8 protein-coding genes and 1 pseudogene are annotated in these 12,723 nt (G+C 40.2%); 4 read left to right on the top strand and 5 right to left on the bottom strand.

From position 1 onward, the window contains the following. Nucleotides 1-204: 204 nt before the first annotated feature. A pseudogene (locus tag IQ259_RS10420) lies at nt 205-696 on the top strand (transposase); the annotation flags it as partial. 266 nt (nt 697-962) lie between these two features. Here the strand turns inward: IQ259_RS10420 and IQ259_RS10425 are convergent. Beyond that, the gene (locus tag IQ259_RS10425; protein ID WP_193884384.1) at nt 963-1,685 is read right to left on the bottom strand and encodes a Uma2 family endonuclease; all 723 of its coding nucleotides are present in this window, start codon (nt 1,683-1,685) and stop codon (nt 963-965) included. 456 nt (nt 1,686-2,141) lie between these two features. After that, nucleotides 2,142-3,719, bottom strand: coding sequence for an NAD(P)H-quinone oxidoreductase subunit 4 (locus IQ259_RS10430; protein WP_193884386.1), 1,578 nt, complete (start codon nt 3,717-3,719; stop codon nt 2,142-2,144). Between the two features lie 323 nt (nt 3,720-4,042). Between IQ259_RS10430 and IQ259_RS10435 the strand changes: the two genes are divergently transcribed. The 3 genes from IQ259_RS10435 (at nt 4,043) to IQ259_RS10445 (ending at nt 8,586) form a co-directional block, all read left to right on the top strand. Next, nucleotides 4,043-4,300, top strand: a complete 258-nt coding sequence (locus IQ259_RS10435) for a hypothetical protein (RefSeq protein ID WP_193884388.1) — start codon at nt 4,043-4,045, stop codon at nt 4,298-4,300. Nucleotides 4,301-4,304: 4 nt separating this feature from the next. Beyond that, nucleotides 4,305-4,631 (top strand): type II toxin-antitoxin system RelE/ParE family toxin, encoded by a 327-nt coding sequence (locus IQ259_RS10440; protein ID WP_193884390.1) that lies wholly within the window; start codon nt 4,305-4,307, stop codon nt 4,629-4,631. A gap of 79 nt (nt 4,632-4,710) precedes the next feature. Further along, on the top strand, nt 4,711-8,586 hold the full coding sequence (locus tag IQ259_RS10445; RefSeq protein ID WP_193884392.1) for an NACHT domain-containing NTPase: 3,876 nt from the start codon (nt 4,711-4,713) through the stop codon (nt 8,584-8,586). Between the two features lie 188 nt (nt 8,587-8,774). Here the strand turns inward: IQ259_RS10445 and IQ259_RS10450 are convergent, their stop codons facing one another. The 3 genes from IQ259_RS10450 to IQ259_RS10460 form a co-directional block, all read right to left on the bottom strand. Further along, the gene (locus IQ259_RS10450; protein WP_193884394.1) at nt 8,775-10,865 is read right to left on the bottom strand and encodes an NAD(P)H-quinone oxidoreductase subunit 5; all 2,091 of its coding nucleotides are present in this window, start codon (nt 10,863-10,865) and stop codon (nt 8,775-8,777) included. Between the two features lie 235 nt (nt 10,866-11,100). Next, nucleotides 11,101-11,487: a co-chaperone YbbN gene (locus IQ259_RS10455; RefSeq protein WP_193884396.1), complete on the bottom strand. Its 387-nt coding sequence runs from the start codon at nt 11,485-11,487 to the stop codon at nt 11,101-11,103. A gap of 399 nt (nt 11,488-11,886) precedes the next feature. Beyond that, a complete protein-coding gene (locus tag IQ259_RS10460) occupies nt 11,887-12,600 on the bottom strand; it encodes an NnrU family protein (RefSeq protein ID WP_193884499.1) in 714 nt (237 codons plus the stop codon). Nucleotides 12,601-12,723 lie beyond the last annotated feature (123 nt).

Consider the following 12,723-nt stretch of genomic DNA (forward strand, 5'->3'; position numbering starts at 1 on the left):
GAACGGGGCAGGGGGAAAGGTAAAAACCTTGATGCCACTTCACTCAAGTCGGGAAACCCGCCCACGTGAGTGGCTCCCCCTTGTGGGCAAAAGCCCCCTTGCTCCTTTTCTCCCTTGGTTGTTCGCGTAGCGTCCCGTAGGGAAGCCCCACCCCTTGTGGGTGGTTTTTCTCCCCTGCTAAGAGCTCCCTGCTCCCCTGCTTTTTTCATTCAAGAATTAGTACCAGAAAACAAATATTTTGTTTTGCGGATAAAAAACAATTGGAAACTAGAATTTGATGACTCAAGTGGGTTAGTCAAAGTTGGTGCATCTCAGGATGCTCAATCTTATAGAGTGATTAATTTTTGTGATTTAGAAACGAAAACTGAGTTTCGCTTAGTGACTAATTTACCATCTACGGGAGAGGCTGCCGTTAGTGATCATGAAATTAGGGATACTTATCGCTTACGCTGGGGGGGTGAATTGTTGTGGAAGTTTTTAAAAATGCACTTAAAACTAGACAAACTAATTACTAAGAACGTGAATGGCATCACCATACAAATTTTTGTTAGTTTAATCGCCTATCTAATTTTACAGTTATTATCTATTCCACAACAATGGGGACATACACTATTAGATAAATTCCGCTATTTACCATCTTGCATGTGTCAGAAAATCAGTTACGTTCATTGGTTTGAGGAGATGATGTCATGCTGACTATTTTAGGCTTAATAGAGTTAGTGTAACTATATATGTAAATTTTTGTATCAGCATTCAACATTTCTGTGTTTACATATATAATTCCCTAGTCAGCAAACTAATTAACAACCTGACATAAAAACGCAAAGACACAGCTTTTTTCCTCTTGTCTTTGCGTAACCCTCTTTCATCAGTATTTTGATAAATATTCAACATTTCAGCCAACAAAAAAAGAAGAATTCACCCTAGAGTGAAGGAAGAGGGATAGTTTAAGTCAGATTCAGCTAGGTTAAACTTTCAGGTTCTACACCTAAAGCTTTTAACCTTTCTGCCAGGAGTTGCGCTTTTTGTTCCGTTTCTATACGTAACTGTCGCTCAAAATTGAGATGTTCTTCCATTTCCTGAATACGTTCTTCTGGTGTGAGCAACTTTTGTCCTTCTTCGTCATACCAGTACAACCATTCTCGTGCAATACCTTGATAAATTCCTCGTTCTCTTCCAATTCCTAAACCAATTTCTGGTAACCAAATAGGATTTCCTGAGATGAGGAAATATTCACCATCTACTAACCGATAAACCTCCAGAGGTGGCTTTTTCCGTCGCAGGGGTTTGTAAATAATGTAGTACAAAACTCCTAATTCTTTGGCATAAAATTCTTTTTTGGTACTGTACTCCCCATGACTGATTTGAGAAACCACCTCTAGTGCTAAAAATGGGGGCTTTTTTTCTTCCCACAGCACATAACTAAAGCGCAAGTCGCCATCAGTAAAGCGTTTAACTCCTACGCTGAGAAATCCATCAGGGACGATCGCTGGTTTTTTTGGGTCATAATAGACACCCATGTTAACGCCAAAAAACCAATCCCAACGATCTGACCATACCATAGCCAGTGTTGCTTTCAACAAACTGGGAATTAAATCTTGTAGTTCATTATCCACGGGTATATCCTCTGAGTCTAGTAGCTCTTCGGAAGATGGCAAACAGTGTAACGGATTGTAGTTTAACATGAGTCGTATTGGTAGATGCTAAGTCTAGATAGATTTTAGGAAATAAAGTAATTTTGATTCATGTAGATATCACAAAGTTTTAATATTTAAAGCAACACAGCGGTTGATATTGCTGTTTTTATTTATCTGCGTCTATTTGCGTTTGATTTTTCTAGCTATACTTCATCCATCTGAAAAATGTAATGCTATAGATAGGAATTCTTAGAAGCTTTATAGAGTTTAATAATTAGCTAAAATAAGCATGTTCGATGAAAAATCAACCACAAAGATATATACACTAATCTTTCCTGTATACTAACTACATAATTATAAATAAACAACTTTATATAAATCTAGGGTATTACTTTGATAGAATTTCATTACCCAATGTAATTTAAGCGATCGCTGCAAATTTATAAAAAAAAGGCGAGTATATAACCCGCCCTAAAAATCTGAATTTAACTTACCAATCCCCGACTAATTACCAATTGTTGGCGCATTCAAAGAAACTTTTGGTGCTTCTTCTTTTTTCTGTGCCAATGTTGGTACAGAATCGCGCAATCTTGCTGTCAATTGTACGGTTGTAGCGTCGTAAATTTGAGTCAACAACTTTGGATAGAAACCAATACCAATAATTGGCACTAACAAACAAGCAATGATAAAGACTTCACGGGGTTCGGCATCGATAAGATTCTGATGAGAAACTAATTCTTCGTTTTCTTTACCGTAGAAAATTTCCCGCAACATTGATAGCAAATAAATTGGCGTTAAAATCACACCAACTGCCATCAAAAACACTACGATGACTTTGAAGGTAGAGCTATAAGCATCGCTAGTGGCAAAGCCAACAAACACCATTAATTCTGCTACAAAACCACTCATTCCTGGCAATGCCAAAGAAGCCATTGAACAAGTAGTAAACATAGCAAAAATCTTCTGCATCCGCTTACCAACACCACCCATTTCATCCAACATCAGGGTATGTGTCCGGTCATAAGTTGCACCGACTAGGAAGAACAAACTCGCCCCGATTAAACCATGCGACACCATTTGTAACATTGCGCCACTCAATCCCAAATCGGTGAAGGAGGCGATACCGATGGTTACAAAACCCATGTGGGAAATTGAGGAGTAGGCAATTTTGCGCTTGAGGTTGCGCTGGGCAAAGGATGTCAGGGCAGCATAGATGATATTAACTACCCCCAAAACCACTAATACCGGTGCAAAATAAGCGTGGGCATCGGGGAGCATTTGGGCATTCATCCGAATTAAGGCATAGCCGCCCATTTTCAGCAAAATCCCTGCCAGCAACATATGTACAGGGGCTGTAGCTTCACCGTGGGCATCGGGGAGCCAGGTATGCAAAGGAATGATGGGTAACTTGACGGCGTAGGCAATCAGGAAGCCAGCATATAGCGCCAGTTGGAAATTTAGGGTGAAATCCTTGAGGGCGAGCGATCGCATATCAAATGTTACCGTATCGCCATAAAATCCCATTGTCAGAGCAGACAGCAAAATAAACAGCGATCCACCTGCTGTGTACAAAATGAATTTTGTCGCTGCATATTGCCGTTTTTTACCTCCCCAAATCGATAGTAGGAAATATATCGGTACTAGTTCCAGTTCCCACACCAAGAAAAATAACAGCATATCCTGGACAGCGAACACGGCAATCTGACCGCCATACATCGCCAAAATCAAGAAGTAAAATAGCTTTGGCTTGAATGTCACAGGCCAAGCCGCTAAAATCGCCAGCGTAGTGATGAATCCAGTCAAAATAATTAGGGGCATAGACAAGCCATCTGCCCCTACTGACCAATTCAAATCTAGCTGCGGTACCCAGGGGTAACTCTCTACCAGCTGCAAATCAGGATTGGAAAAATCATACCCAGTGTAGAAGGCATAAACAATCAGTGCAAAATCTATAAGCCCTACGATTAGGGAATACCAGCGCACTGTTTTACCGTCTTTATCGGGAATGAGCGGAATTAACAACGACGCTGCTATTGGTAACAGAATAATCGTCGTCAGCCACGGGAAATTAGCTGTATTCATCACAATTCGTCTGCAATCAAGATCATGTTTACCAAGGAAGCCCTAGCTATTAAGTAGCAGTTTTTTGAGGCTTTCGCATTCCTTGTTATGTTGATTTAATTAAATTGGCAATGCCCCACTTTTTCTTTTGGCAGTATCTTTTGACTGGAAGAGGTATTCAAGATTCAGTTAGGATACTCCCTGTCAAGTCAAAATTTTACCCTAAAAAAGCCGTTAAACTAGAATTTTAGGGATGCGATCGCCTCACTGACCTCACGGATCACAAAAAACACACAATACTGCTTGGTGGTTGTTGCAAAAAGCGTTAAAGGAGAAATAAGCCTATGATCATCGCGCAAATTGATAGTCAGATTCGTTATGTCACCAACGCAGATGGAGAAACAACAGATGTACTAGTCCCTGTAGAACTTTGGCAACAGCTTATCAGTTCCATAAATTCTGATAACCTCAGTGGTTTAGCTTGGATTGATGAACAGGAGCCAAAAGCACAAATATTAGCCGACCTGCAAGAATCTGTGCGACAAGCAGCTGTAGGACAAACTTTCCCAGTTTCAGAGCTTTGGGACGATATCGAAGCCTAAATCTATGGCAGAAGTTCGTTTTACTCCTCCCTTCAAACGCCGGCTCAAAACTCTGACTAAACGCTATCGTCAAATTCAAATTGATATTCAACCCATTATTGATCAGCTACAGGCTGGGAATTTTATTGGCGATCAAATTTCTGGGATAGACTTGACCGTTTTTAAAGTTAGAGCAAAAAACAGTGATATCCCTACGGGTAAAAGTGGTGGATATCGGGTTATCTATCAAGTTGTCTCACCTGAATGTATTTTACTTCTACTCATTTATGCAAAATCGGATCAGGCAGATGTGAGCTTAGAAGAGATTGAAGATGCAATTAACAAGACATAGCCAAAAGATGATATTAAATTTTGCAAGTGCAGAAACAGTGTATAAAATTGCATAATATCTGCCCAGTTTTTATAGATACATGGATTACCCATTTCACAATTTAGACCCAGAAAAGTTTCAGCAGTTCTGCCAAGCACTATTGATAAAAGAACATCCAAACGTCCAATGTTTTCCGGTTGCACAACCCGATGGGGGACGAGATGCTGTAGCCTATTTAGGAATAGATTCTGACCGCAGTTTTATCGTGTACCAAATCAAATTGGTAAAACGACCGTTTGCCTTACCTGATCCTCATAAATGGCTGGTAAGAATTTTAGAAGAGGAAGCACCAAAACTTAAGAAGCAAATTCCCAAGGGAGCAACTCAGTTTGTTTTGATTACTAATGTTCCTGGAACTGCACATCCTGACTCAGGCTCTATAGATAAAGCGAATCAACTACTTAGTCAGCTTGGTGTTCCATCCATGTGCTGGTGGCTTGATGATTTAAACCGCCGACTGGATAGCTCTTGGGATCTAAAGTGGGTATATCCTGAGTTGATGACAGGCCCAGATTTAATTCGATCAGTTATAGAGTCTAGGCTTTCAGAAAATAGCGAGCGCAGGTCTGATACAATTCGTTCTTTTGTTAAACATCAATTTTGTCAAGAGCAAGAAGTCAAATTCAGGCAGGTAGAACTCCAAAATAGGCTGTTAGATTTATTTATAGATGTTCCAATTTCTCCCCCACAAAGAGATACAACTGGCAAGAAAGAAATAAAGTTATACAGAATATATCATGATATTGCTTCAAATCTTGAAAGAGATAGAAATAATCAAATACATACTACTTTCAGCGATGTGAATTTGTACTCTAATATTAGGGGGGAAGAACGGGAAATAGTAGGTGCAGCAACATTTCTACTTCATATCTTGGTTCAAAAAGATATCCCTCTAATAGTTATCGAAGGTGCGCCTGGACAAGGTAAATCGACAATAACTCAATATGTATGCCAAGTACATCGGATGCGAGTATTGGGCAATGATGAAGTATTACGTTCTTTATCGACAGATCATAAAGATGAAACGTTAGAAAAATTGCCTCCAATACATAGATACTCTCCAGTTCGTCTACCATTCAAAATTGATTTGAGAGATTTGGCAACTTGGCTCGACAAAAAAAATCCTTTTTCTGTTGATGAAGAAGATGAACTTCCTTCTAATTGGCAAAAATCTTTAGAATCATTCCTTGCTGCTTTGGTACGGCATGATTCAGGCGGTGGTGAATTTGATGTCATTGATCTGCGTGCTGTCATGAAACTCAGTCCAGTACTGCTTGTTTTTGACGGGCTTGATGAAGTTGCTGATATCTTAAAAAGGCAAGAAGTTGTTAATGAAATTATTAATGGTGTAAATCGTCTTGAAACAATAGCTGAATCACTTCAAGTTGTTGTGACAAGTCGCCCAGCAGCATTTGCTAATTCCCCCGGTCTTCCACAGGATAAGTTTCCACACTATCAGCTTGATTCACTAACTCGTATTCTGATTGACGAATATACAACCAATTGGATTAAGGCACGAAAGCTTGATAATAAAGAAGCTGCGGAAATTAGAAAGGTTATAAAAGAAAAGCTAAATCAACCACATCTGCGCGATTTATCTAAAAATCCAATGCAGTTGACAATATTACTAAGCCTTATTCGTAGTCAAGGTTTATCGCTTCCAGAAAAAAGAACGGCTCTTTACGATGATTACATAAAGCATTTTCTAGATCGTGAAGCCGCAAAGACTCCTATAGTTCGTGACCATCGAGAGCTTTTAATAAATGTTCAAAGATATTTTGCTTGGATACTTCATACAGAAGCAGAACAGGGCGGTAATGGTAGCATCTCTAAAGATAAACTTTATGAACTTCTTTCAAAATATCTTGATGATGAAGGTCATTCTAAATCATTGTTAGACGAATTATTTAGAGGCATGGTAGAACGCATAATGGCGCTGGTACAACGTGTTGAAGGTATGTATGAATTTGAAGTTCAACCACTGCGAGAGTACTTCACAGCGCGATACCTTTATGATACTGCTCCTTATTCTCCAACTGGAAATGAAAAAACGGGGACATTGCCTGATCGTTTTGATGCCATAGCACGTAATTTTTACTGGTTCAATGTTACGAGATTTTATGCTGGCTGCTATACAAAAGGAGAACTTCCTTCACTCATTGACAGGTTGCAAGATTTAATTGAACAAGAAGGATATCGACTAATTAGTCATCCACGTATATTAGCAGCTACTCTACTGTCTGACTGGGTATTTAAGCAACATCCTAAGTCTGTCAAAGCTGTTGTTGAACTTATACTTGATGGGATTGGATTGCGATATGTATTACCTTCTAATAGCCGCCGCCTTGGTTTAGGAAACCCTCTCGTACTTCCAAAAGATTGTGGACAAGAAGAATTAATCAATCATTGCTTTAAGAGCCTAGAGAAAATACCTCCTAAAGACTATGCTTTAGAAATAATAGATTTAATTAGAATAAATGCTACACAAGATGAAATTTTAGCTTTATGGAAGAGTTTTTTTTGCACTCAAAGTATTATTCAACAAGGTCAATGGCTTGAGTACGGTTATTATTTAGGAATTTTAAATAAAATAAGTTTAGATGATTTAAAAAATACTTTATCAGGTGAGTTTAATCTTTCAAAATGCGTGTCTCTTATTTTTAAAATTCGGCGGTTTGATTATTGTGAAATGACTGAAGAAAATTTTATTTTAACTATACAAGAAATTTTAAAAAGAAATATTATAATTGATAATCGCCGTAATATTCAGATCACTAGTATTATAGAGTTGTTTTGTCACTCTATTGACGTAAGCAGGTATGCTTTAGCTTTTAAAGCAAGAAATCTTAATATTCAATTGTGCCAGTTTTGGGAACATGATATTCACATAGTTAATCGAGGAAGGGTTTTCTTTCATCCACTACTAGCTAAAAAGCATATTAAACCTATAGTAAGTTGTAGAGAGGTTGCTAAGTGTCTTGATATCTTAGAAACAGTTGAACAAGAATCACAGCGTAGTGTACAAGAATGGGCAACTGATATTAATCCTTGGAATAATATTGTTGAAAAGTGCCGCCTACTTTGGGGTGATAATTGGTCTTTTTTCCATCTTGCCAACTTAGGTAGTGGAATTAAATCTAAAAGTGAAACATGCAAAGACTATCCTGAACTTCTTGATCACTCAAAATCCTTGTGCCGACGAACACGTTATGCAAGGTTGCAAGCTGGAAGACCAAATTGGTGGGAGCAACAATTAGTTCAAGTTAGGGATGAAATGGATGCTATGTTCATTATATTAGTACTAGTAACATGGGCTAGTTCACTCACCTTAGTAACTCTGGCTAATTCTATTAATGATTACATTGGAACATTATCCTCTGATAATTGGCAGAGGTTATATGATTCTGTAGAAAACGCTGTTACTCTAACAGAAGACTTAGGTAATAGAATGATCCACTATAATGTGGATTTAATGTCAAAAAATTTAGATGCAAGAACAGTCACTTTACTGGCTCTACGAGCAAAAGAGCAAAGCAAAAAAAAGCTCTACAGTTCTTATCTTAGTACTTATGATAAATCTGATCCATTAGTATTAAAATTCTGCCAAGAGTTAGCACTTGATCTTCTTCAAGAAAATCAAACTAATTGGCATCCGGTTTTGGAAGTAATTGCTCAAAGTTATGCTAAAGGACAAATATCAGAAGGTTATGCTTCTTATGGGTTTGTTCGTCGCATAGCTAGAAGAACAGAAACAAATTCTTTGCCTACTGAGCTTGCTGAGGAGATTGCCGAACACCCTAATCGCTATCCTGGATTTTTAGTTGCAGCAGCAGAAGCTATATGTAAAGATATTGTGGCATCTAAAACAATTCCTGTAGGGGAAATAGCACGTAGGGATAAATGGTTTACAATATAACTACAATGCTTAAGTAACCCGTATTTATATGCTGAATAAAGAGTAGTATTTATACGATTATCGACTATCTTGATTATTTTTTAAAGCCATAAATTAAATATAGATTATTTCGTAATACTGGTATCTGGCAACCAAACTAGGAAATAAAAAATAATGTAGGGGCGGACATCTGCCCACCCCTATAAACATTAGGTGATACCAAAAACGATCACCAAGCCTAAAACTGCGCCAAAGACAATCAAGGCATAGAATTGAACGCGACCGTTTTCTAGATATTTCAGCCCTTCACCACTGACGAGGGTGAAAAAGCCTGTGAGGTTAACAGCACCATCAACCACGCGGAAGTCAACTTCCAAGACTTGTCTAGCTATACGACGCAAGCCCAGGACGAAGACGCGATGGTAAATGTCGTCAAAATACCACTTGTTGAGGGATAGTTCGTACAGGGGTTTGATTTTTGATGCGATCGCGGCTGGGTCAATCTTACCGCGTAAGTACATCAAGGAAGCCAAGGTGATCCCAATTAAGGAAATCCCCACTGAAGCCCCCGCCATAATATAAAATTCCGTCGGGTTGAACTCAGCGGCTTTTTCTAGAACTTCGGTAAGGGTTTCGTTGGGCGAGTAAATAAACTCCTCGAAATAGTTGACGAAGGGAGTTCCTACCAAACCAATCAAAATCGAAGGTACAGCCAAAACGACCAAGGGCAAAGTCATTGTCAACGGTGATTCATGGGGAGAATCGCTGTGATGTCCGTGGGAACCATGATGATCACCAGTTGCAGCTAGTTCACCGTGTTTCATTGCCCCAGGGCCAAAAGTCGGGGCTGGTTCTTCGGCTTGTAATTCCAGGATGATTGTAGCTGCTTTCTTGAGTTTGTCCTTGATTTTGTCGTCATTACCTCGGAATTTGCCTTCAAATGTCATGAAATACATTCTGAACATATAAAAAGCCGTAATTCCAGCAGTTAGCCAGCCAATTATCCACAGAAATGGATTTGCCTCGAATGCCTTGCCGAGAATTTCATCTTTTGACCAGAAGCCAGCAAAAGGAGGCATACCGGAAATTGCCAAGCAGCCAATCAAGAAGGTAGTGGCTGTGATTGGCATATATTTCCGTAGTTTCCCCATCAACCGCATATCCTGGGCTAAAGCGGGGTCATGACCGACGACTCCTTCCATGCCGTGAATCACGGAACCGGAACCCAAGAACAGCATCGCCTTGAAATAGGCGTGGGTCATCAGGTGAAACAAACCTGCACTGTAAGCCCCTACTCCCATTGCCATCACCATGTAACCCAATTGGGAGATGGTGGAGTAAGCCAAGCCCTTTTTGATGTCATTTTGCGTAATCGCAATGCTTGCCCCCAAAAATGCCGTAAATGCCCCAGTAAAGGCAATCACGTTCATAGCGGCTGGGACGTGTTCAAACACCGGGTACATGCGGGCAATTAGGAACACACCGGCAGCCACCATTGTTGCAGCGTGGATTAAGGCAGAAATTGGGGTGGGGCCTTCCATCGCGTCTGGTAGCCAGACGTGCAGAGGGAATTGGGCTGATTTGGCAACTGGGCCGAGGAAAACTAAAATTGCAAACAAGACGGCAAGGAAATTGCTCACTGTCCCTGATTGCACCAGTTGAGCGAGGCGATCGCCCATCACACCAAAATCAAAGCTGCCTGTTGCCCAGTACAGCCCCAAAATGCCCAGTAACAAGCCAAAGTCACCGACGCGGTTGGTCACAAATGCTTTTTGACAGGCATCTGCTGCCGACTTGCGATCGTACCAAAACCCGACCAGCAAGTAGGAACACATCCCGACCAATTCCCAGAATATATAAATCTGCACTAAGTTGGGGCTAATTACCAGACCCAACATTGAAGAGCCGAACAAGCTGAGATAAGCGTAAAATCTGACATATCCTGGATCATGAGCCATGTAGCCATCAGTGTAAACCATGACTAAAAAGGCTACAGTTGTCACAATTACCAGCATTAAGGCTGTCAGATGGTCAATAGTGTAGCCCATGCTCAGGTGGAAATTTCCTGCTGCTGCCCATTCCAACGTACGGAGATAGGTTGGGTGTCCTTGAATTTGACTCCACAGCAAAGCCAACGACAAGCCCATCGCTGCTCCCATCAAGGAGATAATCAGCACAGCGTTCAGCTGTCGCAGGCGGTTAGTCACCTGATTTATCGAGATTAATCCCAAACCGACCAGCATTGCCCCTAAAAGAGGGAAAACCGGGATCAGCCAGGCATATTCATAGATTGCTTCCATCACTGACGCGTAATTTTAGAATTCTTGACTAGCTTAGGACAGTTTTGCGGCGGCTGTCCTCCGCAAGCAACTGTCCAGGTCGGAACTGTTAATAATTGTGACACACACCCTTGATGATAAAATACCCCACCCAAAGATGATTAGGTAGGGTAATTAAGCATGGTTTTAGATTTGCCCTTAGTCAAGAGTCCATAATTCACAAAAATAATTCTCAACTATTGACAAATGACTTTTATCATGCTGATTGACATTCTAAATCTGCTGTTTGTACGTGATTGTATGTTTTAGAACAATTGGTGTAGGTGAGCTTGATTTCTTCTAACGCCAGACGTAAATCGTCTCTGCCACGAAAACCTTCTAGGCGATGTCGGATAATCCCGTTTTCTACTAAAAGTAAAGTGGGTAGAGACTTTAGACGATAAGTGTTAGATAGTTTGAAGTTCTCATCAGCATTAACTCCAACTAATTTAATTTGCTCTCCGCATTGAGATTTAAATTGCAATAATAAAGGGTGAATAATGCGGCACAAGCCACACCAAGGTGCTTCAAAATTAACTAAAACAGGTACTGGAGATTCTAAAACTTCTTGAGTAAATGTCCGCTCACTAACCAACAACACCATGATGCCTCAAAAATTATAGGGTTTTATTATCAAACTAGCTATCAGCAGGGAGAATTGGCAAACCAGTCAGTACAGATAGAAGTATTCACGATCAAGATGATTACACAACTACTTCCGCTTTGATTTTAACTCTGACAAAAAAGCCAGCGCGACCATCATGGTGGCTTTTTAATTTTTTAACTCCAGATTGCCGCTGCTATGGAGAGCGTTGAGAATGCTGTGCCATAAAATCCCCAACCAAGGCATTTGACCAGCCACTTACCACTATAAATATTAGACTGGCGGAGCTTACCCCCACTGACAACTACTTGAATTGATCCTACATTGATTCGGTAGCACTTGATAAGTAGAAATTTTCATTTATTCGGATTTTTTGTTGATAGTGGGGATCAGCAAAACTCACCATCCCATATTACTAGTTGCTGCCATTAACAAGGGATGTGACCACCACAGCAGCGCCACAAAAATTGCTACTCCTAAATAAGCAGGACGGAAAAATTCCTGCCATTTGATAGATTGACGACCATCAATAATTGCTTTAAAGGGAATGATAGAAGTTCTTTGTTTCACGAGTTCAAAGGCTTCTCCATAGCGTTGTGCCAAACGGCGATCGCCATGCCAAACTCCAAATAAGTGGTGTAAAACCAATCCCAGGGAAGTTACCAAGGTAAAGCTAGTACCTAACCAGAGACTATGGGCTATACACCAAATAATTTGACCTACCATTTGGGGATGACGGGTAATCCGCATAATCCCCGTTTCGTACAGATGGACTTGGGGCTTTTGAATAGCAGCAATTTCTAGTAGATTGAAGGTGGCAGGATACAAAAACACAAATGAAATTGCTGACAACACCCAAACTATAGCCTTGACCCCTGGCAAACTCTGTACCTGCCAAATTTGCCAGCCATCATAGCGGTGGTTAAAAAAGTAAATAATTAGGATGACAGCCAAAGGTAAACTAACTAATGCAAACAAAATGCGATAAAGCCTCGCGCCTATGTGCTTTTCAGCCAATGGACGTAGAGCAGCCCCGCCACTGTGGGCGATCGCAAAAGCAATTTGTAACCCCAACATGACAAAATGACTGGGAGTAAACCAAGGATTTGGCATTGTAGACATGGGTGAAGTTATTTAAACAAAAGTTAATCCAGTACAACCAATAACACAAAGTATTCAACAGGGGACTTGAGTAAAGATGCTGTAGTACTTTCTTTTTTGAGTCAAGTCTCCAAG

Source organism: Fortiea sp. LEGE XX443 (assembly GCF_015206815.1).
GTDB lineage: Bacteria > Cyanobacteriota > Cyanobacteriia > Cyanobacteriales > Nostocaceae > Nostoc_B.

What these genes read in the sequence shown, in the direction of transcription:
- IQ259_RS10430 (WP_193884386.1), bottom strand. Translation starts at nt 3,719, where the DNA reads ATGAATACAGCTAATTTCCCGTGGCTGACGACGATTATTCTGTTACCA.
- IQ259_RS10445 (WP_193884392.1), top strand. Translation starts at nt 4,711, where the DNA reads ATGGATTACCCATTTCACAATTTAGACCCAGAAAAGTTTCAGCAGTTC.
- IQ259_RS10435 (WP_193884388.1), top strand. Translation starts at nt 4,043, where the DNA reads ATGATCATCGCGCAAATTGATAGTCAGATTCGTTATGTCACCAACGCA.
- IQ259_RS10425 (WP_193884384.1), bottom strand. Translation starts at nt 1,685, where the DNA reads ATGTTAAACTACAATCCGTTACACTGTTTGCCATCTTCCGAAGAGCTA.
- IQ259_RS10450 (WP_193884394.1), bottom strand. Translation starts at nt 10,865, where the DNA reads ATGGAAGCAATCTATGAATATGCCTGGCTGATCCCGGTTTTCCCTCTT.
- IQ259_RS10460 (WP_193884499.1), bottom strand. Translation starts at nt 12,600, where the DNA reads ATGCCAAATCCTTGGTTTACTCCCAGTCATTTTGTCATGTTGGGGTTA.
- IQ259_RS10440 (WP_193884390.1), top strand. Translation starts at nt 4,305, where the DNA reads ATGGCAGAAGTTCGTTTTACTCCTCCCTTCAAACGCCGGCTCAAAACT.
- IQ259_RS10455 (WP_193884396.1), bottom strand. Translation starts at nt 11,487, where the DNA reads ATGGTGTTGTTGGTTAGTGAGCGGACATTTACTCAAGAAGTTTTAGAA.